Origin of the sequence: Kribbella sp. NPDC049227 (genome assembly GCF_043197265.1) — a bacterium.
Lineage (GTDB): Bacteria > Actinomycetota > Actinomycetes > Propionibacteriales > Kribbellaceae > Kribbella.
On the sequence record NZ_JBICST010000004.1, the window covers coordinates 495,933 to 517,743 of the forward strand.

Annotated in this window: 21 protein-coding genes; 13 read left to right on the plus strand and 8 right to left on the minus strand. The window is 69.0% G+C overall.

What is annotated here, in order from left to right; all coding sequences use genetic code 11:
* Positions 1-82: 82 nt before the first annotated feature.
* From ACGFH6_RS20160 to ACGFH6_RS20190, 7 genes are all read left to right on the plus strand, one after another.
* Positions 83-652: a PadR family transcriptional regulator gene (locus tag ACGFH6_RS20160; RefSeq protein ID WP_131363387.1), complete on the plus strand. Its 570-nt coding sequence runs from the start codon at positions 83-85 to the stop codon at positions 650-652.
* A gap of 11 nt (positions 653-663) precedes the next feature.
* A complete protein-coding gene (locus ACGFH6_RS20165) occupies positions 664-1,743 on the plus strand; it encodes an inositol-3-phosphate synthase (RefSeq protein WP_393385769.1) in 1,080 nt (359 codons plus the stop codon).
* Between the two features lie 65 nt (positions 1,744-1,808).
* Positions 1,809-2,639, plus strand: coding sequence for a DUF72 domain-containing protein (locus tag ACGFH6_RS20170; RefSeq protein ID WP_393385771.1), 831 nt, complete (start codon positions 1,809-1,811; stop codon positions 2,637-2,639).
* A 339-nt stretch (positions 2,640-2,978) separates the two neighbouring features.
* Positions 2,979-4,031: a hypothetical protein gene (locus tag ACGFH6_RS20175; RefSeq protein ID WP_393385774.1), complete on the plus strand. Its 1,053-nt coding sequence runs from the start codon at positions 2,979-2,981 to the stop codon at positions 4,029-4,031.
* A 737-nt stretch (positions 4,032-4,768) separates the two neighbouring features.
* Entirely contained in the window at positions 4,769-5,308 is a 540-nt protein-coding gene (locus ACGFH6_RS20180) for a helix-turn-helix domain-containing protein (RefSeq protein ID WP_393385777.1), read from the plus strand.
* 156 nt (positions 5,309-5,464) lie between these two features.
* Complete coding sequence (locus ACGFH6_RS20185; RefSeq protein WP_393385779.1) at positions 5,465-6,001, plus strand: dihydrofolate reductase family protein; 537 nt, start codon at positions 5,465-5,467, stop codon at positions 5,999-6,001.
* Positions 6,002-6,105: 104 nt separating this feature from the next.
* Entirely contained in the window at positions 6,106-7,287 is a 1,182-nt protein-coding gene (locus ACGFH6_RS20190) for a M20 family metallopeptidase (protein WP_393385782.1), read from the plus strand.
* Between the two features lie 46 nt (positions 7,288-7,333).
* Here ACGFH6_RS20190 and ACGFH6_RS20195 read toward each other — a convergent pair whose 3' ends face one another.
* Complete coding sequence (locus ACGFH6_RS20195) at positions 7,334-8,767, minus strand: pre-peptidase C-terminal domain-containing protein (protein ID WP_393385784.1); 1,434 nt, start codon at positions 8,765-8,767, stop codon at positions 7,334-7,336.
* A 103-nt stretch (positions 8,768-8,870) separates the two neighbouring features.
* Positions 8,871-10,307 (minus strand): M12 family metallo-peptidase, encoded by a 1,437-nt coding sequence (locus ACGFH6_RS20200; protein WP_393385787.1) that lies wholly within the window; start codon positions 10,305-10,307, stop codon positions 8,871-8,873.
* A gap of 162 nt (positions 10,308-10,469) precedes the next feature.
* On the opposite strand from ACGFH6_RS20200, the gene ACGFH6_RS20205 reads away from it, so the two are divergent.
* The gene (locus ACGFH6_RS20205; protein WP_393385789.1) at positions 10,470-10,904 is read left to right on the plus strand and encodes a YciI family protein; all 435 of its coding nucleotides are present in this window, start codon (positions 10,470-10,472) and stop codon (positions 10,902-10,904) included.
* Here the strand turns inward: ACGFH6_RS20205 and ACGFH6_RS20210 are convergent.
* Complete coding sequence (locus ACGFH6_RS20210) at positions 10,886-11,989, minus strand: zinc-dependent alcohol dehydrogenase family protein (RefSeq protein ID WP_393385792.1); 1,104 nt, start codon at positions 11,987-11,989, stop codon at positions 10,886-10,888. The genes ACGFH6_RS20205 and ACGFH6_RS20210 overlap by 19 nt on opposite strands.
* Positions 11,986-12,402, minus strand: a complete 417-nt coding sequence (locus ACGFH6_RS20215; RefSeq protein ID WP_393385795.1) for an acyl-CoA thioesterase — start codon at positions 12,400-12,402, stop codon at positions 11,986-11,988. The genes ACGFH6_RS20210 and ACGFH6_RS20215 overlap by 4 nt, the downstream gene beginning before the upstream one ends.
* Before the next feature lie 192 nt (positions 12,403-12,594).
* On the opposite strand from ACGFH6_RS20215, the gene ACGFH6_RS20220 reads away from it, so the two are divergent.
* The 3 genes from ACGFH6_RS20220 to ACGFH6_RS20230 are packed head-to-tail and all read left to right on the plus strand — an operon-like array spanning position 12,595 to position 14,657.
* The gene (locus ACGFH6_RS20220; protein ID WP_393385798.1) at positions 12,595-12,744 is read left to right on the plus strand and encodes a hypothetical protein; all 150 of its coding nucleotides are present in this window, start codon (positions 12,595-12,597) and stop codon (positions 12,742-12,744) included.
* A 16-nt stretch (positions 12,745-12,760) separates the two neighbouring features.
* A complete protein-coding gene (locus ACGFH6_RS20225; RefSeq protein ID WP_393385801.1) occupies positions 12,761-13,243 on the plus strand; it encodes a DUF4188 domain-containing protein in 483 nt (160 codons plus the stop codon).
* 55 nt (positions 13,244-13,298) lie between these two features.
* Positions 13,299-14,657, plus strand: coding sequence for an MFS transporter (locus ACGFH6_RS20230; protein ID WP_393385804.1), 1,359 nt, complete (start codon positions 13,299-13,301; stop codon positions 14,655-14,657).
* Here ACGFH6_RS20230 and ACGFH6_RS20235 read toward each other — a convergent pair.
* The 4 genes from ACGFH6_RS20235 to ACGFH6_RS20250 all read right to left on the minus strand — a co-directional run bounded on the left by ACGFH6_RS20235 (position 14,559) and on the right by ACGFH6_RS20250 (position 18,977).
* Positions 14,559-15,746: an ABC transporter permease gene (locus ACGFH6_RS20235; protein WP_393385806.1), complete on the minus strand. Its 1,188-nt coding sequence runs from the start codon at positions 15,744-15,746 to the stop codon at positions 14,559-14,561. The two genes, ACGFH6_RS20230 and ACGFH6_RS20235, sit on opposite strands and share 99 nt — an antisense overlap.
* Before the next feature lie 197 nt (positions 15,747-15,943).
* Positions 15,944-16,630 carry an ABC transporter ATP-binding protein gene (locus tag ACGFH6_RS20240; protein ID WP_393385809.1) on the minus strand — a complete coding sequence of 229 codons (687 nt, stop codon included), beginning with the start codon at positions 16,628-16,630 and terminating at the stop codon, positions 15,944-15,946.
* The gene (locus ACGFH6_RS20245) at positions 16,627-17,922 is read right to left on the minus strand and encodes a peptidoglycan-binding protein (RefSeq protein WP_393385812.1); all 1,296 of its coding nucleotides are present in this window, start codon (positions 17,920-17,922) and stop codon (positions 16,627-16,629) included. The genes ACGFH6_RS20240 and ACGFH6_RS20245 overlap by 4 nt, the downstream gene beginning before the upstream one ends.
* On the minus strand, positions 17,919-18,977 hold the full coding sequence (locus tag ACGFH6_RS20250) for a hypothetical protein (protein WP_393385815.1): 1,059 nt from the start codon (positions 18,975-18,977) through the stop codon (positions 17,919-17,921). Before ACGFH6_RS20250 ends, ACGFH6_RS20245 begins: the two co-directional genes overlap by 4 nt.
* Positions 18,978-19,254: 277 nt before the next feature.
* On the opposite strand from ACGFH6_RS20250, the gene ACGFH6_RS20255 reads away from it, so the two are divergent.
* Complete coding sequence (locus tag ACGFH6_RS20255) at positions 19,255-19,956, plus strand: response regulator transcription factor (RefSeq protein WP_393385818.1); 702 nt, start codon at positions 19,255-19,257, stop codon at positions 19,954-19,956.
* Positions 19,946-21,808 (plus strand): sensor histidine kinase, encoded by a 1,863-nt coding sequence (locus ACGFH6_RS20260; RefSeq protein WP_393385821.1) that lies wholly within the window; start codon positions 19,946-19,948, stop codon positions 21,806-21,808. The genes ACGFH6_RS20255 and ACGFH6_RS20260 overlap by 11 nt, the downstream gene beginning before the upstream one ends.
* The last annotated feature ends 3 nt before the right edge of the window (positions 21,809-21,811 follow it).

Below are 21,811 nucleotides of genomic sequence, written 5' to 3' on the forward strand. Positions count from 1 at the left end.
CTCGGGTCTGCTTACAGTGGCGAAGCGATGTATCGAACCGATACATCAGGTCATGACAAACTGGACCGTGGGAGGTGGGGTCATGGGAAACCGCAGTGGGGTCCTGGAACTCGCCGTACTCGGTCTGCTGCATGAAGCGCCGATGCACGGTTACGAGCTCCGCAAGCGCGTCAACGCCCAGTTCGGCTGGGGGCGCGTGCTGTCGTTCGGGTCGCTCTACCCGTGTCTGAAGGCGATGCTCCGCAACGGCCTGATCACGGCCGACCCCGGTACGCCGGGGACGGGCCGCAGGCCGAAGATCGTGTACACGATCACCGCCGACGGCAAGGACCACTTCGCGCACGCGATGCACGATGCCGGTCCGTCGGCCTGGGAGGACGACACGTTCGGCGTCCGCTTCTCGTTCTTCGGCCGGACCGATCCGGCCACCCGGTTGCGCATCCTCGAGGGCCGCAAGGCCCGGATGGAGGAGCGGCTGGCCAACTTCCGGGCGGCGATGACCCGGACGGCGGAGCGAGTCGACGCCTACACCCTCGAGCTGCAACGGCACGGCCTGGAGTCGGCCGAGCGCGAGGTCCGCTGGCTGAACGAGCTGATCGACGGCGAGCGGCGGCAACAGCGGCCCCCTGACCTGCACCAACCGCCTAATTGAAGGAGTTCCAGATGACCTCGATCCGCGTAGCGATCGTCGGTGTCGGCAACTGCGCCAGCTCGCTCGTCCAGGGCGTGCACTACTACCGCGACGCGAAGCCCGACGAGCGCGTCCCCGGTCTGATGCACGTCCAGTTCGGCGAGTACCACGTCCGCGACGTGCAGTTCGTCGCCGCCTTCGACGTCGACGGCAAGAAGGTCGGACTGGACCTCGCCGACGCGATCGGCGCCAGTGAGAACAACACGATCAAGATCTGCGACGTGCCGCCGACCGGCGTCACGGTGCAGCGCGGTCACACCCTGGACGGTCTCGGCAAGTACTACCGCGAGACCATCACCGAGTCCGACAGCGCACCGGTCGACGTGGTCGCCGCGCTGCGCGAGGCGCAGGTCGACGTACTGGTCTGCTACCTGCCGGTGGGCTCGGAGCAGGCTGCCAAGTTCTACGCGCAGTGCGCGATCGACGCGGGCGTCGCGTTCGTCAACGCGCTGCCGGTCTTCATCGCCGGCACCAAGGAGTGGGCGGACAAGTTCACCGCGGCCGGCGTACCGATCGTCGGCGACGACATCAAGTCGCAGATCGGCGCGACCATCACGCACCGCGTGCTGACCAAGCTGTTCGAGGACCGCGGCGTGACCGTCGACCGGACCTACCAGCTGAACGTCGGCGGCAACATGGACTTCAAGAACATGCTCGAGCGCGAGCGGCTGGAGTCCAAGAAGATCAGCAAGACCCAGTCCGTCACGTCGCAGCTGCGCGACGAGATCGACGCCCGCAACGTGCACATCGGCCCGTCCGACTACGTGGCCTGGCTGGACGACCGCAAGTGGGCGTTCATCCGGCTCGAGGGCCGCAACTTCGGCGACGTACCGCTGTCGCTGGAGTACAAGCTCGAGGTCTGGGACTCGCCGAACTCGGCCGGCATCATCATCGACGCGATCCGCGCCGTGAAGATCGCCAAGGACCGCGGCATCGGCGGCCCGATCCTGTCCGCGTCGTCGTACTTCATGAAGTCGCCGCCGGAGCAGTACGCCGACGACGTCTGCCGCGACCTGGTGGAGAAGTTCATCCGCGGCGAGGTCGAGCGCTGACGTACGTCGTTCAGCCCCGCGGTCACCGGTGTGGTGGCTGCGGGGCTGTTCTATAGATTGGCCTGATGCGGCTGCATGTGGGGTGTGCGCAGTGGACCCACGCCGCCTGGCCGCAGCCGTCGCGGTCCAAGCTGGAGTGGTACGCGTCGTGGTGCAACGCCGTCGAGAGCAACACCACCTTCTACGCGACGCCCGCACAGTCGACCGTCGCCGGCTGGGCAGCGCAGACGCCACCTGACTTCCGCTTCGTGGTGAAGCTGCCGCAGGTGATCAGCCACGAACGGCGGTTGACCGGCGTCGAAGGCGAACTGCGTGCGTTCCTGTCCGCCATCGAACCGCTCGCCGAACGCAACCACGCTGTGTGGATCCAGCTCCCGGCCTCCTTCTCCCCCACCGACCTCGGCACGCTCGCCGCGTTCCTCCACTACGCCCCTCGCGGCTACCGGTACGCCGTCGAGGTCCGCCACCCGGCGTTCTTCGACGACGCGGTTGCCGCCGGTCAACTCGAACGGGTCCTCGGGCGCGTCGATGCCGAGTGGATCCCGTTCGACACGGTCACGCTCTTCGGACGCCGACCGACCAGCTACGCCGAGCGCGACGCATGGATGAAGAAGCCACGCGTGGTACGGCGTACCCGCGCGCTGACCGCGTTCCCGATCGTCCGCTACATCGGCCGGGACTCGGTCGCCGAAACCGTCGAAGGCTGGACCTACCTGGTCGACCTCGTCGTGAACTGGCTGGACGAAGGCCGCTCACCCACGATCTTCCTCCACACCCCCGACAACGTTGAGGCCCTGAACCTCGCCCGCCGCTTCCACGCGGACGTCCGCGCTGTCCTCCCCTCTCTCGAGCCTCTCCCCGAGCCCGTCGAGCTCGATCCTCCGACGCTCTTCTGACTCGCGGTCCGGAGTTATCCACAGCTGAGAAGTTCGCCGCTGGGACAGGGGCGAATCTCCATATGTTCTCCGCCGAGATCACACCTCGGGAGGACAGACCATGGAGCATTCGAGCCACACCCCGTCGGACTACACCCCGTCGGACTACGCGGCGCCGGCCTGCCCGCCGTCGGACGTTCCGCCGCCGAGTCGCTCGACGCCGGCGGAGCGGAAGGCGCGGACCGACTGGCTTGTCACGGAGCTGCGCCGACTCGCTGCCTCTACCGACAATCCACATGAGCAGGCGAACCTTCACCGGTCCGCAGATTCCCTCATCCGCCTGGCGACAGCCTTCCGCCCATGACCGCCTCTGTGGTTGCCGCGCCGGCGCACTCGTTGGAGGAGTTGCTGGCACGCAGTGGGCAGGTGGCAGTCGAAGTGTCCGGCGCAGGTCAGACCGCGTGGAACGGGCAGGTGGTTGAGACGGTCGGTGAAGTCCTCGGCCTCGCGCACTGGGACGGCACGCTGTATCTGGACAGCGAGTGCATCCTCGATCCGCTGCGCCAGATGTACTCGCATGCGGGTGAGGAGCAATCGCTCCCGGTCCTCGTCCAGTACCGCGAGTCCCTCGCCACGTTGCTGCACGAACACGCGCACTTCCTCGGCCCGGCCGGCGCGACGCAGGAGGCGGCTCGGGGCGCCTTCACGCGTCCCGGCAGCCGGCAGCTCGAGGAAGGCGTCGCCGAAGCCTGGGCTCAGGACAACCTGAACGAGTACCTGACCCGCCTAGGTGTGGACAAAGTTGCCCCCGGCATCGCTGACGCCCGGGGTGGCGGCTACTACGCAGCCTTCGTTCCCGCCGTCCGCATCCTGGCTGCGGACCTGGAGGCCCGCGGCAACCTCCGGCCCGGCGAGGTCCTCCGAGCCCTCAACCAGCAGACCGCCGAGGGCCAGTTCCCCCTCCTCACCACCCTCGTCTACAACTCCACCCGCCTCCCCGACCTCGAACCGTCGGGCACCAGCACCCGCGACCACCTCGAAACCATCCTCCGCCAAGGTTTCGCCCACCTCGACACCTACGAACTAGCCCCCGCCGCCCTGGCCGCCGCCCAATCCCGCTCCACCACCACAGCCCTCCTCCACCACCTCACCACCGAAATCCACAAAGCCGAGTCCCACCACACCCTCGAACTCCCGCCCCCAACCCCCGGCCCTCTCAACCCCACCCACCCCGCCCAACCCCTCACCTTCACGCCACCCGCCCCACCCCTCTCCCACCACAGATCCGCCCCCTCCCCCCTCCAATCAGCCCTATCCGGCATCGCCCCTCCAGCCCTCACCACGACCCCACCCCCGACCCACCCCGCACCAACCACCCGCCCAACCGCCACCCCGACACACCTACACCGCTAGCCCTCACCCCCACCTGGTGTTCACCCACGCGCCCACCGCGCGCTCCCACGCCGCGTGCTCGCCGCCACACCACCCCTTCCTTGCCTGCGCGTGCTCCTACGTCGTCCGCCTTGCGGCTACCCACGGTGTGGCACGTGAACCCCAGGACACCGTGGACGCCGCTGATCCGCCGTGTGCGGTGCGGGGTGTGTCCGGCTCATGCGCCGGACTACATCCGGCAACACGGCTGCCTAGCCCCACTCGCCGCGGAATCACCGCGCTGGACTTCGTTTGGCTGCCGGCATCGGCCACCCACCACGCCTGCCTTGCGTCATCCCGCAACCGCCGCCCACTTCCTTGCGTCATCCCGCAACCGCCGCCCACTTCCTTGCGTCATCCCGCAACCGCCGCCCACTTCCTTGCGTCGCGTGTTCCTGGGCCGCCGCTTCTCGACTACACGACGGAGTCGCCCGCAGGTGCAGCCTCAGACGGCAGTTGGCGGCGGTGCTTGGTTCGTCGGGAGCTTCCGGTCCGGCTGGCGGGCGTGGTTGGGGTTTGCATCGTGGTGCAGGCGGTTGCGTGGGGTGGGGGGACGGGTTTCACTACGCTGCATGGGGCTTGACAGTCGCATTGTCGGTGGGCCGACCGGGCCCTTGATGCAGGTTTGGTCTGCGGAGTGCGACAGTCCGACAGCGTTCAGCTCCCTTGCCTCGACTACCGCGGGGATTGGGTTCGCGCGGATTCGCGGGACCTGGGCTGTGCACCTGCGCGGTCCGGCGACCCGGGCGACGACCATGGTGTGTTCGGCCGACTCGGAGTACTTCGGAGCCGATTTCCGCCTCGGGGCGTACCTGCCGATGTTCCCGCCGGCCCGACTCACCAACATGCGGGACGCGGTGCTGCCGATCCTGTCGGACGGTCGCATCCTGCTGGACGGCCGGGCGTGGGAGATGCCGACGCCGCAGAACATCGACGTGTTCATCGACCGGCTCCAGCGTGCGGACCTGATGGTGTTCGATCCGCTGATCGACGAGTTGCGGCACGGCGTCGTACGCACGATGCCGAAGCGGACCGTGCAGAGCCGGTTCGTGCGGGCGGTTGGGGTTCCACTCCGCACGCTGGAGCTGATCGAACGCGCAAGACGGGCAGTCCGGATGCTGCACGCGGGTAAGACGATCGCTGAGGTGGCTAGCGAGGCGGGGTACTACGACCAGCCGCATCTGACCCGGTCGCTCCGGCGACTGATCGGCCATACCCCGGCGGAGGTGGCGCAAGGCAGCGCGGTCCTAGGACTGTGAGGAAAACCCGGAGCCGGACCGGGAGCTGCACCGGGAGGTGGACTGAGAGCTGGACCAGGAGCTGGACCGGGAGCTGGACTGTGAGCGGACTGGGGAGACTCGGAGCTGCGTTTCCGTACAAGACGGATCTGATCCGAGCCAGTATTTTCCGTCGCCATGAGACTCATCGAATCGACGTACATCTCGCTGGACGGCATGGTGGCCGGGGATGCCTTCTGGGGTGCGCAGCAAGGCTTCCAGGGCGACAAGCACAACGAGCAGGCCACGAAGCTGCTGAACTCCGCCGATGCGCTACTGATGGGGCGGGCGACGTACGACGTCTTCTCGACGTCGTGGCCGGAGCGGCCCGGAGAACTGGCCGACCTGATGAACCCGCTGCCGAAGTACGTCGCGTCGCGGACGCTGACCGACGCGACCTGGAACACCGAGGTCCTGCAGGGCGACGCCGTCGAGGCGGTCGCGCAACTGAAGGCATCGCGTGAGGGGACGCTGCTGAAGTACGGCACCGGCTCGTTCAGCCAGGCGCTGGTGGAGGCCGGGCTCCTGGACGAGTTGCAGCTTTGGGTGCACCCGTTCGTCGCCGGGTCCGGAGAAGGTCTGCTGTCGGGGATCGCGCCGACGCAGATGAACCTGGCGGGCGTCACCGAGGTCGGCAACGGCGTAGTCATCCTCACCTACACCCCGAAGCAGTAGCCGCCCCCGCAGCGGTCCCACCACCCGCAGCCACCCACTTGACCGTGTGCCACGTGGGGGGCGGGTACGGTGGCTCGGGTCCGGTGAGGTGTGAGGAGTGGCTGATGGAGTTGGTGCGGGAGAGTGCGGGGATCGCGCCGGGGGTGGTTGAGCTGCGGCGGGAGTTGCATCGGAATCCTGAGGTCGGGCTCGAGTTGCCGAAGACGCAGGGGCTGGTGCTCGACGCCATCGCCGGGTTGCCGTTGGAGGTGACGACCGGGCGCGAGGTGACGTCGGTCGTCGGCGTACTGCGGGGCGGGCACCCGGGCCCGACGGTGCTCCTCCGAGGCGACATGGACGCGTTGCCGGTGATCGAGGAGACCGGCCTCGACTACGCATCTGAGAACGGCAACATGCATGCCTGCGGCCACGACCTGCACACGGCCGGCCTCGTAGGTGCCGCGCAGTTGCTCAGTGCGCATCGCGAGGAGCTGCACGGGAACGTCGTCTTCATGTTCCAGCCGGGCGAGGAAGGACTCGGCGGCGCCGGGTACATGATCCGCGAAGGGTTGCTGAACGCCAGCGGCGAGAAGCCGATCGCGGCGTACGCCGTGCACGTGTGGGCCCTGGCCGCGAAGGGGGTCTTCCAGACCCGGCCCGGTACGGTGATGGCCAGCTCGAACCGGCTGCACATCACGGTGCACGGCAAGGGCGGGCACGGTTCACAGCCGGAGAAGTCGATCGACCCGGTGCCGGTCGTCGCCGAGATCGTGCTGGCGTTGCAGAGTTACGTGACGCGGCGCGTGAACCTCTTCGACCCGGTCGTCATCACCGTGACGCAACTGTCCGCCGGGGTCGCGATCAACGTGATCCCCAACTCGGCCACGCTCGGCGCCACCGTACGGACGCTCTCCGACGCAAGCCTCGAGCAGCTCTCCCGCGAGCTACCGGCGCTGGCCGAATCAATCGCCTCGGCCCACGGTTGCACCGTCGACGCGACCCTCGCCAAGCAGTACCCGGTCACGATCAACGACGCCGGACGTACGGCGGAGACGCAGTCCAAGCTCGCCGACCTGCTCGGACCGGAGCGGGTCGAACCGCTGGCGAACCCGTTGATGGGAGCCGAGGACTTCTCGATGGTCCTCGCAGAGGTGCCCGGCACGTTCATCATGCTCGGCGCCCGCCCCGACGACGTCTCCGAGGACGAGGCTCCGTCGAACCACTCGAGCATCGTCCGTTTCGATGACGACGTTCTGGCTCACCAGTCCGCGGCCCTTGCTCATCTCGCCGTCTCACACCTGACTTGAGAGCCTGTGGCTGGCCGGTCCGCCAGAGACCGGCCAGCCACAGGGATCAGGAGGGCGCGATGCCGAGGGTGTAGGCGCCGCGGCTGCCGTAGGTGGAGTACCCGGTGTTCAGCGGGTCCCCGTAGCCCACGTTGTCGATCCGCAGGTAGTACGTACCCGGCTGGAGGGCGCTGGTAACACTCGCACCGAGGCCGGTCGGCGTACCGGCGTCACTCTGGCCGGACGCCGGGTCGGCCGAGGCGACGACAGAGCCCGCGCTGTCGAGCAGGTCGAGCTTGATGTCGAGGTTGCCACCGGTCGCGGCCGCACTCGCGGTCGCGGTGTAGTTGCCTGCGGCACTGACGTCGACGCGGTAGACGTCGGTGTCGTCCTCGGCCGCGACCACACCGGACGCCGGCGTACCGACGGTCAGAGCGGCTGCGTCACCGGTCGTGCCACCGGCCTCGTCGGCGCGCAGGGCGAGGCCGTGCGAGCCGACGACCGCGTAGTCGTCTTCCTTGTTGTTCGCGTCGGCGTACTCGCCCTTGCTCCATTGGCTGATGCCGCGGTAGTAGCCGACACCCATGATCGGAGCCCACGCGCCGTGGCCCTGGTAGTAGCCGACGGTCGACGTGCCGTCGTGGCTCAGCCCGACGTTGTGGCCGGCTTCGTGGGAGGCAGCCTCGGCGAGGTTCTTCGCACCGGTGCCGACGCCCTTCGTGAACACCAGCGCCGGCTGGTAGTAGTCGTGCTGGCTGGTGCTGTCGTAGACACCGACGTACGCGACCCCGCCGCAGCCGCACCCGGACTGGTACCAGGTGTCCGGATCGATGAGCACCCGCGTGCCGTACTGCTCGTCCGAGGCACCGGACCGGTCGATCGCGGACTGCGGTGGCTCCTGCGTGGTCACGTCCACATCAAAGGTGCTGTAGTCCTCGGCGACCCGAGCCCACACCTCGCGTACGACGTCCTGCTCGGCGGTGCTGTAGTTCGCAGGATCGCCATCGGTGTCGTACGCCGACACGTTGACCGGATCGATCCCCTTGGACGCGTTCCACGCCGTACCGGTGATGGTGTGACCGTCGAAGTCCAGGTAGATCACCCGGTTGGAGCCCGGCTTGCTGTGCAGCTCGAACGCCGGACCGGTGGCTCCGGCAACGGCTTCGGTGGCCCAGCGCGGCGACGCCTCCGGCGCCTTCTCGGCGGCCGTCAGACCGGGCTCACGGAAGAACAACTTGCTGTCGGCATCCAGCCAGCTGGTCTTGTCGGTGGCGAGGATGCGCTGCAACTGCTCCTCGGCCAGACCGTTGCGGTCGGCGATCTCGTCCAGCCGCGACTGAACCTTGCCAAGCGCCGAACCGCCCGGCGTGGCTTCGGCGAGCAGTTGGTCGATCGGCGTCTGATCTGCGTCGGCCTGAGTACCGGCCGCGACGGCCAGACCTCCGAACACGACAGCACCGGCGCATGCGAGCGCGCCGGTGCGGCGGAACTTGCTCTTCATCCAGGAATCTCCTCACCAGATTCCCCCCGGGGCGGGCGGGTCCCCCCATGACCCGGGGCCGTCGATCTCGGTGGGAACGACGGCCCCGGGTGACTCAGGTGTCTCAGCCGGCGCTGACGCGCACCGTGTAGGCGCCACGGCTGCCGTACGTCGAGTAACCGGTGTTCGCAGGGCTGCCGTAGCCGGTGTTGTCGACCCGCAGGTAGTAGCGGCCCGCGGTGACCTGCCGGCTGATGCTCGCGCTCAGCCCGGTCGGAGTGGCGGAGTTGGACTGGCCGGCCGCCGGGTCGGCGGTGGCGACTACGGTGCCCGACGAGTTCAGCAACTGCAGCTTGATGTCCAGGTCGGCCCCGGACGCGGCCGAGTTCGCCGCGAAGGTGAAGGTGCCGGCGGAGAGGTCGATCCGGAACATGTCGACGTCCGAGTCGTTCGCGTAGATGCCGTTCGCGCTGGTGCCAAGGGTGAGAGCGGTGGCGGCAGCGGTGGTGTTGCCGTGGTCGTCGGCGCGCAGCGCCAGACCGTTCTGGCCGATGACGGCGAAATCGTCTTCCTTGTTGTTGGCGCCGGTGTACTCGCCCTTGCTCCACTGGCTGATCGCCTTGGAGTAGCCGACGCCCATGATCGGTGCCCAGGCGCCGTGACCGGCGTAGTACCCGACGGACGCCGTACCGTCGTGGCTCAGGCCGACGTTGTGGCCGGCCTCGTGCGACGCTGCCTCGGCGATGTTCTTGGCGCCGGTGCCGACGCCCTTCGTGAACACCAGAGCGGGCTGGTAGTACGAGTGCTGGCTGGTGTTGTCGTACACACCCACGTACGCGACGCCACCGCATCCGCAGCCGGACTGGTACCAGGTGGTCGGGTCGATCACGACGCGCGTGCCGTACTGCTGGTCGGACGCGCCGGAGCGGGTGATCGCCGCCGCGGCCGGCTGCTGTGTGGTCACGTCCACGTCGAACGGCGCGTAGTCCTCGGCCACCCGGGCCCAGACGTCACGGACGACGTCCTGCTCGGCGGTGCTCCAGGTGCCCGGGTTCCCGTTCGTGTCGTACGCCGTCACGTTCACGGTGGCGGGTTTGCCGTTCGTGTTCCACGCCGTACCGCTGATGGTGTGGCCGTCGAAGTCCAGGTAGATCACCCGGTTGGACCCGGGCTTGCTGTGCAGCTCGAACGCCGGACCTGTCGCGGCGGCGACCGCCTTCGTGGCCCAGCGCGGGGACGGCGCGGCGGCAGTCTGCTTGGCGCCGGAGACCGGTTCGCGGTAGAAGAGCTTGCCGTCGCGGTCCAGCCAGCTGGTCTTGTCGGTGGCCAGGATCTGTTCCAGCTGGGCGGCCGGCATGCCGTTGCGGTCGGCAAGCTCGGTGACCCGGGACTGGATCCGGCCGAGGGCCGACTTGCCCTGGAGCTCCTGGCCGAGCAGTTGGTCGATCGGAGTGGGGGCGGGTTGGCGGGCATCGGCCTGGTTACCGGCGATGACGGCGATCACGCCGAAGGCGGCAGCACCGGCGATGACGGCACCGATGCGGCGGGGGCGGGTCTGCATAACTGGGGTCCTCCTCAGGGACTCCGCGTGTCTCACTTGACATGCCTCACGAACGGTGCTCGCGAACACACTGTGCGTAGCCTGCCTGAAGGGTTGCCGCCGGGTCTAGATTCTTCCCAGGATTTAACAGCGACTTGGGAGGGGTTCCCGGTGCGTTACCTGATGATTTTCCAGGCCACGGACAAGTCCGAGGGCGGCGAGCTGGCCAGCGAGCGGAGCCTGACCGAGATGGGTCTGGTGATGGCGGAGATGGCCGAGAAGGGTGTCCTGCTGGCCGGCGAGGGTCTGCTGCCGAGCTCCCAGGGCTTCCGGATGCAGCTGGACGGCGGCGGCAAGCGGCGGGTGGTCGACGGCCCGTTCGCCGAGACCAAGGAACTGATCGCCGGGTTCTGCCTGATCGAGGTGGCCTCCCGCGAGGAGGCGGTCGAGTGGGGCTGGCGCTGCCTGGCGGCCGACGACGGCAACACCGGGACGCTCGAGCTCCGGCAGGTCGCCGCCCCCGAGGACTTCGGTGACGAGTTCACTCCCGAGGCCCGCGCCCGCGAGGCGCAGACCTTCCTGAAGGCCGCCGAGAACCTTCAGAAGAGCAACACCTGACGGACCGAGGTGCCGGCGGCCAGGTTGTCGAAGGCCTGGTTCAGGTCGTCCAGTCCGACGGTCGCGCTCAGCAGGCGGTCGACCGGGAGCCGGCCGGCCTGGTAGAGGGCGATGTAGCGGGGGATGTCGCGGCTCGGGACCGACGAGCCGAGGTACGAACCCTTCACCGTGCGTTCCTCGGCGACCAGGCTGACCGCGGGGACGCTGAACGACTGTGACGGATGCGGCAGCCCCACGGTGACCGTGGTGCCGCCGCGCCGGGTGGCGGCGTACGCCTGCTCGAGCACCTTCGCATTCCCGACGGTCTCGAAGGCGTAGTCGGCTCCGCCTGAGGTCGCCTCCCGCACTTCCTCGACGGCGCCCTCACCCGCACGCACTGTGTGCGTAGCGCCAAGGGACTCGGCCAAGGCCAGCTTGGACGGTACGACGTCCACCGCGACGAGCGGATGCGCGCCGACCAGCGCAGCACCGAGGAGCGCCGACAGCCCGACACCGCCAAGGCCGAAGACGACCGCACTACGCCCCGCCCGGACCTGTGCGGTGTTGACGACCGCGCCGACGCCGGTCATCACCGCGCAGCCGAACAACGCCGCGATCTCCGGCGGCAACGACGGGTCGATCTTGACCGCGGACCGCGCCGACACCACGGCGTGGTCGGCGAACCCGGACACCCCGAGATGGTGATGCACCCCGTCCAGCCGTCGTACGCCGGACAGCAGCGTGCCGGCCGTGTTCGCGGCGGCACCCGGCTCGCACAGCGCCGCCCGGCCCTCGGCACACGGACCGCACTCGCCACAGGCGGGTACGAAGGCGAAGGCCACGCTGTCACCCACGGCGAACCCTGGTGCCTCCGACCGGACGACCTCACCGGTGGCCTCATGACCGAGCAGCATCGGCATGACCCGGGGTCGCGACCCGTCGATCACGGACAGGTCGGAGTGGCACAGCCCGGCGGCGCGGATCCGGACCAGGAGCTCGCCGGGCCCGGGCGGCGCCAGCTCGAGCTCCTCGATCCGTAGCGGCCGTGACTCGGCGTACGGACCGGGCAGACCCATCTCTCGCAGTACGGCGCCGCGCACGATCATCCGGTGATCCCTTCCAAGGCCTGGCGGATGCGGTCCGGGATCGGCACCGGCCGGCGGTCCACCCGCGCCACGAACACGTGCACGAACCGCCCGGTGGCGGCCGGCTGGTCCGAGCCCTCGCGGAACAGGCCGATCTCGTACCGCACACTCGAGTTACCCAGCTGCCCGGCCCGCAACCCCGCGTCGACCGTGCCCGGGAACTCCAGCGACTCCTTGAAGGTGCACTGCGAGTCCACACACAGGCCGATCACCTCGCCGCGGTGGATGTCGAGCCCGCCGGAGCGGACCAGGAAGTCGTTGATCACGGTGTCGAAGAAGCTGTAGTACTCGACGTTGTTCACGTGCCCGTAGACGTCGTTGTCCTTCCACCGCAACGTGATCGCCAGAAAATGCGGAAACGACGTCCGATCCATCCGCCCACCATAAGGTGACCGATATGCACTACGTCCTGATTCCGGGCGCCGGCTGTACGTCGTGGCACTGGCACCCGGTCACCGACGAACTGCGGCGTCGCGGCCGCACGGTGACTCCGGTCGACCTGCCGTGCGACGGCCCGGCGGCGGGTCTGGCGCAGTACGTCGACACCGGCGGTTCCGACCTGGGCGGTGATCGGCCGGGACGACCTGCTGTTTCCGGCAGACTTCTTGCGGAGGGTGACGCGGGAGCGGCTGGGGTTCACGCCGGACGAGATGGCCGGTGCTCATTTTCCGATGCTCGGGCATCCCGTGGCGCTGGTGGAGTATCTGCTGAGCTGAAGGGGAGGGGCCAGGGATGAGTGTGGTCGAGGGGCGGCAGACGGCCGCGTACGAGGGCGAGATCGTGGTGTTCCTGATCGGGTTCCGGATCAACTCGCTGCGCGCGCTCAAGGCGTGGTTGCCGGTGGGAAGGGCGATGAGCCCGATGCTGCGGGAGTTGTCGAAGGATCCGGACAGCGGGCTGCTCGGGTTCCGGGCGCTGCCGACGTGGCGCGGCGTGACGATGATCCAGTACTGGGAGTCGGTCGAGAAGCTCCAGGCGTTCGCCAACGACGGCAACCGGACGCACCGCCCGGCCTGGCTGGACTATTTCCGCAACTCGTTCAAGGGCGGCGGCGCCGGCATCTGGCACGAGACGTACATCGTCCCGGCCGGCAACACCGAGACGATCTACGGCAACATGCCGCCCATCGGCCTCGGCAAGGTCGCGGGCGTGGTCCCGGTCGGCCAGCGCGGTGAGACAGCCGCCGAGCGCCTGCACCGACCGGCCGACGACTGACCCGAGCAGGACTGAGCCGACCGGGCTCGACGGGCCCGGCAGTTACAGTGCAGGCGTGCGGTTCATCCGGGATCTTGGGACGCTGCTGCGGCGCCGCGACTTCCGGCGGCTGTTCGCGGTGCGGCTGACGTCGCAGTTCGGCGACGGAGTGTTCCAGGTCGCGCTGGCGTCGTACGTGCTGTTCTCGCCGGAGCGGGCGCCGGACGCCGGGGCGATCGCGGGGCTGTTCGCGGTCGCCTTGCTGCCGTACTCGATCCTCGGGCCGTTCACCGGCGTACTGCTGGACCGGTGGTCTCGGCGGCAGATCCTGTTCGGCGCCAACCTGACCCGGGCGGTCCTGGTCGTCGGCATCGGCGCCATCGTTGCAGTGGGCAACGCGGGGCTGCCGTTCTACCTGGCGGTCCTGCTCACCCTCGGCGTGAACAGGTTCCTGCTGTCGGGCCTCTCCGCCGGCCTCCCCCACGTGGTCGAGCGGGACGAGCTCGTGATGGCGAACGCCGTCACCCCGACCTCGGGTACGGCGTCCTTCCTCATCGGCGGCGGTGTCGGCGCAGGGGTGAAGCTGCTCGCCGACTCGGATCTCGCCGTCCTCGGACTCACCGTGATCGTCTACCTGGCCGCCGCGTTCCTGGCGCTCAGGCTGCGGCGCGACCAGCTCGGCCCGGACCTGACCGGTGAGGAGCCTGGCGTGATCGAAGCCGTCCGCGGCATCGCCCAGGGCCTCGTGGACGGAGCCCGGCATCTGCGACAGCGCAAGCAGGCTGCACTCGGACTGGCCGCGATCGGCTCGCTGCGCTTCTTCTTCGGACTCATCACCGTCGCGATGATCCTGCTGTACCGGAACTACTTCTACGGACCCGACCGGCTCGACGAGGCGTTCGGTGCGCTCGCCATCGCCACCGGCGCGGTCGGGGCCGGCTTGTTCCTCGCCGCACTCGTCACGCCGTGGGCCACCCGGGTAATGACGCTGCGGCAGTGGATCACCTTGCTGTTCGTCGCTGCCGCCGTGGTCACCGCGATGCCCGGCGGCCTCTACACGCAGCCCGCGATCATCGTCGGCGGGTTCCTCACCGGCTTCTGCGCGCAGGGCGTGAAGATCAGCGTCGACACCCTCGTCCAGACGGGTGTCGACGACGTGTATCGCGGCCGGGTGTTCTCCCTCTACGACATGATCTTCAACGTCGGGCAGGTCTCCGCGGCCGCACTCGGCGCGGTGATCCTGCCCGACAGCGGGAAGTCGTACGCGGTCCTCGCCTTCGTCGCCATCGGCTTCGCCGTCACCGCCTTCGTCTACGCACGGCTCAGCCGGGACGGGTCAGGTGCCACGCAAGGCCGTGATCGGCTGGATGGCGGAGGCCTTCCAGGCGGGGTACGTGCCGGCGACCAGGCCGATGAACGCACCCAGCAGGGGTGAGCCGAAGGCCAGCCGGTTGTCGAGGATCGGGGTCCAGTCGCGCACCCACGACACCCCGACAGTGAGCAGTACGCCGACCGCCGTACCCAGCAACCCGCCGAGGAAGCCGACGATCACGCTCTCGACCAGGAACTGGATCGCGACGTGCCGCCGGGCGGCTCCGAGGGCGCGGCGCAGGCCGATCTCGGAGATGCGTTCGAGCACCGACAGCAGCGTCACGTTCGCGATGCCGAGGCCGCCGACGAGCAGCGCGACCGCGCCGAGCAGCAGGAACAGCGCGTTCAGGTCCGACTCGACGCCCTTGCGGACCGCGCCCTGCTTCGGCGGCGCGTCGACCTTCAGCGTGCTCGGGTTGTTCGGCTGGATCGCGATCGGTGCCTGACCGGCGATCAGTTGAGCCGCGCCCACCTGGGTCCGGATCTCGACCGCGTCCGGCGATTCCAGGTCGTACGCCGTCTTCGCCGTACCGTTCGGCATGATCACCGCGTCGTTCAGCTCGGCCCGGCCGGTGACGGACTCGAGAATCCCGACGACCGTGTAGGGCTCGTCGCCGATGAAGACCGCCGGTTGCGCGTCGACCCGGTTGATGCCGAGCCGCTCGGCCGCATGCTTGCCGAGGACAACGACCTTGTCGCCGCGCTGGTCGTGACCGGCGTCGAAGAACCGTCCGGTGGCCAGTACGCCGCGGACCGCGTCGAACAGACCGGCGGACGCTGCCATCACCTGGAGCGCCTTGCCCTCGCCGCCGTTCACCCCGGCGACGTTGCGAACCAGGTCGTCGCCGATGTCGAGGTTGCTGACCGTGCCGACCGCGTCGACGCCGTTCAGCCGCTGGATCCGCTCCGGCGCGTCCCACGGCAACTGCGTCGCCGCCTCGCCTTCCTGTCCGCCCTTGTCGTCCGGCTGTACGACGACCCGCGTCGCCGCGGCCAGGTCGAACCGCTGAGTGATCTGCCCAGCCGCCGTCTGCCCGAGACCGACGGTCCCCACCAGCGCGGCGATCCCGAGCACCGTGCCGAGCGTGGTCAGGATCAGCCGGGTCGGCCGGGCGGCGACCCCGGCCAGCGCCTCGTCCAGCAGGTCCCGCACAGCGGGACGAGATCGGAGGCGGGACCGGGTGGGGTGGGGAGAGGAGCCCGCACGGCGGATCAGAGCAGCGAGCGCCAGGCGAGGGCGGAGCCGGCGCACGCCACGCCGGGAGCGGACCGCCTCCGGCGGGGTCCCCGGTGCGGCGTGCGACGGCTCGGTGGACGGCCCGCCGGCGGGATCCGGGGGGCCTGCTGGGGTTACCACTGGAGGGTTCCGTCGACGATGCGGACCTGGCGCTGGGCGCGGCGGCTGACGTGATCGTCGTGGGTGATGACGGCCAGCGTCATCCCCTCGTGGTGCAACTCGTCGAACACTGCGAGGATCGCCTCCGCGTTGGCGCTGTCCAGGTTTCCGGTCGGTTCGTCCGCGAGCAGCAGGCTCGGCTCCGCGACGAGCGCTCGTGCGATCGCGACCCGTTGGCGCTCACCGCCCGAGAGCGTGGTCGGCGCGAACTCCATCCGGTGCGCCAGACCGACCCGCTCCAACGCGACTCGCGCCCGGGCCAACCGCACTCGCCGCGGCACCCCGACGTACACCATCGAGAGTGCGACGTTCTCCAGCACGGTCCGGTGGTCGAGCAGGTGGAACGACTGGAACACGAACCCGATCCGTTCTCCCCGCAGTACGGCGCGACGCCGCTCCCGCAGGCTCATCGTGTCGACCCCGTCCAGCCGGTAGACGCCGCCGGTCGGATTGTCGAGCAGCCCGAGCAGATGCAGCAGCGTCGACTTCCCCGATCCGGACGGTCCGACGATCGACAGGTACTCGCCCTGCCCGATGGTGAGGTCGACATCCCGGATCGCCTGTACTTCGGGTGGTCCGGGGAAGAACCGGCGTACGCCGATCATCTGGACCACCGGCGCCGGCAGAGCCACGGCGGTCATCGTCCGACCACCACTTGGTCGCCGTCGGCCAATGAGGCGTCGCCGCTCGGGCTGACCTGCGCGAACCCGTCGGCCGACAACCCGACCGTGACGGGCACGAGCTCGACCTTTCCGTCACGCAGTACCTCGACCCGGGATCCGCCGTCCGAGCCGGCGGACAGGGCCGCGACAGGGACCGTGAGTACCTTGCCGTTCGTGCTCTTGACCGGGATCGTCACCCGGACGTTCGCGTCCCGCAGCTGCTCCAGCTGCTTCGCCGTCAGCGTGTTGGGCCCGACCACGACATCGTACTGCTCGCCGTTGCGGGTGACCCGGCGGACCTTCGCGGCGACCGACGTACCGTCGCCGAGGGTCAGGCTCGCGGTCATGCCCGCCTTCAGCCGCTCCGCGGTCTGTGCGTCGACCTTGAGGGTGACGACCAGGGAGGCGCCGCTGGCCGACATGACCACGCCGTTCACCGTGCCGCCGCGCTCGACCTTCACGTCGTCGACCCGACGCGGCAGCGTCTTCACGTAGACGACCTCGGACACCGGCAGCGGCGTCCCCGCCTTCGACTGCGCGTCGGCCAGCTCGTCCTCGGCGTCGTCCAGGTTCTCCTCCGCGTCGTCGACCGCACCCTGCTGAACGCTCACGTCCTTGGCCTTCGCGGCCCTGGCCTGCTGCAACGCGGCCTTGGCCTGGCGGAGTGCGTTCTTCGCCGCGTCGACACCCTTCTCCGCGGTGTCGACTGCCTGGGTGAGCCGCTCGTCCGGTTCGGGAGCGTCGTACCCGGCCTTCTCATAGAGGCGCTCCACTGCCCGCGAGGTGCTGCCGTCGTACTCGTCGTCGACCGTGCCCGGGTCGAGGCCGAGCCGGTCGAGGGTCTGCTCGAGCTGGAGCACGTCCGGCCCCTTGCTGCCCGGTGTGAGCGTCCGATACATCGGCAGTACGCCGGCCAGGCCGATCACCGGGCGGCCGGTGATCTCCAGCAACGCCTTCCCCTCCGTGATGGTCGACCCGACCTTCGGCACCTTGCCGGTGACGATCGCCGGGGTGGTCAGTCCGCTGGTCTCGACCCGGATGTTCACCGCGCCGTCGAACGACGCGTCGCCCCGGCCGACCACCTTGCTGGACAGCGCCTTCTTCTCCACCGGCACGGTGATCTGAGAGGCCTTCGGTGCCGCGGTCTTCGCCGCCGCGTCCTCCGGTGAGGTGATCCGCGTGCCGGCCACGACGCCGACCCCGAGCGAGACGGCCGCCACCGTGGACACCCCGACCAGAACCCGGCGTCGCGACTTCGGCGATGCGGTCACCGGTTCGCCATTCCGTCGCGGTAGGCCTCCAGCTCGGCCTTGTGCTGGTCGACGAACTCCTTCTCCATCGCGTACTGCACCGTCTTGTACGCCTCGTCGTACACCTTGGCGCGGCACTTCTGGTCGGCCACCGCGAGGTCGGTCTCGAACTTGCGCAGCTCGGACAGCTTGGCCGAGTCCACCTTGTCGAACGACGGCGGGCCGGTGATCGTCTTGCCCGCACCGGACTTGGTCGGCGGCTGCGTGCCGGTCAGCTCGTTCAGTTTCTCCTCGACCTTCTGCCGCGGGTCGTCGATCTTCTCGAAGCCGGAGTGCCCCGCGTCGGCCAAGCAGTCGGCCCAGGCGGTCGTCGCGTCGACCACGCGCTGGTCGTCGTCGATCCGCTTCTGCAGCGCCTGGATGTCCTTGAACAGCGACTCGTACTTCTGGAACTCGGCCGCGCGGTCCTGGGACTTGCCGTAGACCTCCTCGACCGCTTTCCCACGGCAGCCCAGGTCCTGCTTGCCGCTGTCCGCCGGGCCGCCGCCCTCCTTCGGTGCGATCACGACCGTGCCGTTGGCGGTCGCGTTCGGGCCGTTCAAGGCGGTGTCGTAGGCCTTCTTCGCCTTCGCCGACAGGGCGTTGCGGATCTTCGTGTTCGGATCGGTGTCGTCGGCGGCCTTGGACCAGTCGATCGTGCTGATCCCGTAGCCGTACTGCTGGGCGAACTTGTCCGGCGGCAGGTTGAAGGCGTCGTTGAACTTGTTCTTCGGCTGCGCCTCCGGCGGTACGGCGACGTACTCGAAGCCGGCGTCCTTCATACAGGCGACGGTGGCGTCCTCGACCTTGCGCTGCTTGGCCAGCTCCTCCTCGGACGACCCCTGCCCGCCGCCGGCCCGGATCGAGATCCGCATCCCGCCGCCACCGGAGCTCATGAACCCCTCACCCATGTACTCCGCGAGCGGGCTCTTGTCGCCGTTGTTCTGATCGCCGCTCGCGGCCGGATCCTGGCCGCCTCCGCAGCCGGCCAGCGCCAGGACCGCTACCAGCGAGAGCGCTTTTCGTGAGGTTCTCATGGTCGTGGAGCGTGCCGTCCGGCCGGTGAAGAACCTGTGAAGGAGCCATTTGCACCCGATGCTCTCAGTCGATCTTCATCGGATTCTCATGAACTTCGGCGACATTGAGGTAGTACCCCGAGCCGGGTGACGGTCGAGTGCTGGAGGTGTCCAGGTGAGCGCATCGCAAGGCGGAAGAGCTGACTCGATGTTGGTTTATCGTGTCTGCTCTTCCAACGCAGCGAGGTGCTTGCCTGGGCGCCTCCAGTGCCGACGGTCACCCGGCTCGGGGTACTAAATGCCAGCGCGGATTCTCGTCGCCGAAGACGACCTGAAGCAGGCGGAGCTGATCCGGCGGTACCTCGAGCGGGAGGGGCACCTGACCGTCGTCGTGCACGACGGGCGGGCCGCGATCGACGAGGCCCGCCGGCGCAGCCCTGACCTGCTGGTGCTCGACGTGATGATGCCGAAGGTCGACGGCCTGGACGTCTGCCGGGTCCTGCGTGCCGACGGTGACGTGCCGATCATCATGCTGACCGCGCGCTCCACCGAGGACGACTTGCTGCTCGGCCTCGACCTCGGCGCCGACGACTACCTGACCAAGCCGTACAACCCGCGCGAACTGGTGGCCCGGGTGCGGACCGTACTGCGGCGCACCCGGAGCAAGGCCGAGGGTGAGGTGTACCGCGTCGGCGAACTGGAGATCGACCCGAGCCGGCACGAGGTCCGGCTGGCCGGCCGCCTGCTCGAGGTGACACCGGCCGAGTTCAAGATCCTGGCCTGCCTGGCCGCCTCACCCGGGCGGGCCTTCTCCCGGCAGCAGTTGCTGGAGCACGCGTTCGGGTTCGACCACTACGTCTTCGACCGGACCATCGACGTTCACGTGATGAACCTGCGCAAGAAGGTGGAGCCGTCGCCCGGCACACCGGCGTACCTGAAGACCGTGTACGGCGTGGGCTACAAACTGGCGGACAAGGTGGTGACGTCGGATGCGTCGTAGTGTGCTGGTCCGCTTCCTCGGCCTGTCGCTCGCGGTCGCGCTCGGCGCGGTCATCGCGACCGCGGTGCTCGCGACGTACAGCACCTCGGAGAAGCTCCAGGGCGAGATCGACGCGAACACCGGCCAGCTGCAGGTCGACGGCGAGATCTTCGGCACCCTGTCCGACTACGCGGCCAACCACCCGACCTGGGCCGGTGTCGACAGAGAGGTCCACCGGCTCGCGGACCAGCTCGGGCGCCGGGTCGCGCTGACCGAGCCGGACGGCACCGTCATTGCCGACTCGGCCCGCATGCTCGGTGCCGGTCCGCCGCTCCCGTCAGTGCCGGCGGCAACCATCGACGCACGGAACCAGGGCGGCGGTTTCGCGTACACCGGCGCGGTGAGCGCTGTCGCGTTCCGCAAGGCAGCGGTGGTGATGGCGGGCCAGGGGATCACAGGCAAGCTGTCCGCGCCGCTCCCACCGATGTACTCCGGCTGGGGAATGACCGATGAGGAGGCGCGCGCACGCGATCGGCTCGCGGACAAGGCGGCTGCTTGCTATGAGGCCGAAGGCAAGAGCACCGTGGTGTCGAAAGTGCAGGGCACGCCCCAGGTGATGGTCGAGTCGGACCGGTCGGTCGACGGCGTCAGCATGATGCAGTTCGCCAAGCCAGGCCAGGAGGCCAAGGACAAGTGCGTGCCGTCCGGGCTGAATGCGCCGAGTGCGAAGGCCAAAGTGGTCAACGACGACGAGGTCCGCCGGGCGACCGAGTGCCTGGACAAGGCCGGCGAGACGTACAAGGTCGCCGCCGAGGGCGGTCTGCGGATGGTGTTGCCGAGCGACAAGACCGCGATGACCGGCTCGTTCGCCACCTGCACCACGGAGGCCCGGTCGCAGGCGCTGACGCCGTACGTCGCTCCGGAGGCCAAGCTCTACCTGGGTGCGAAGAGCACGTTCAACGTGTTCTCCGGTGAGGGCATGCTGCGGACCGCGGCGACCGCGCTCGGCGTACTGCTGATCGCGGCGCTGGTGATGATCTTCGCCGGGCGCCGGCTGGTCCGTCCGATCGTGGCGCTGACCGGAGCGGCCCAGCGGATGCGGAACGGCGACCATGCGGCTCGGGTCCCGGTGACGGGGAAGGACGAGGTGGCCCGGCTCGGGCACGCGTTCAACGCGATGGCCGAGTCGATCCAGCAGCACGACCACCAGCGCAAGGCCATGGTCAGCGATGTCGCCCATGAACTGCGGACCCCACTGGCCAACATCAAGGGCTACCTGGTCGCGTCCGAGGACGGCGTCGTACCGCTGGATCGTGAGCTGGTGACGTCGTTGCTGGAGGAGACCGGACTGCTCGAGCACCTGGTCGCAGACCTGCAGGACCTGGCGCTCGCGGACGCCGGCATGCTCCGGCTGCACCAGGCTCCGCGGGACCTGTCCGAGCTGGCGCAGCAGGTGGTGTCGGCACATCGACCGGCCGCGGAGACCGCCGGCGTATCGCTGACGGCCGACGTACCCGAGTCGGCTCCGGCCTCGATCGACAGCGCCCGGATCCGCCAGGCACTCGGCAACCTGGTCTCGAACGCGATCCGCTTCACATCGTCCGGCGGCCAGGTCGTGCTCGGCGTACGACGTGTTGCCGACGGCTACGACCTGACCGTCACCGACAACGGCAGCGGGATCGCGGACGAGCACCTGCCACACCTGTTCGACCGGTTCTACCGCGCTGAGCAGTCGCGCAACCGGACGACCGGCGGCAGCGGCCTGGGCCTCGCGATCACCAAACACCTCGCCGAAGCACACGGCGGCCGCATCACCGTCACCAGCCGCCCCGGCGACGGATCGGTCTTCACGATCTGGGTCCCGGCTGGTTAACTC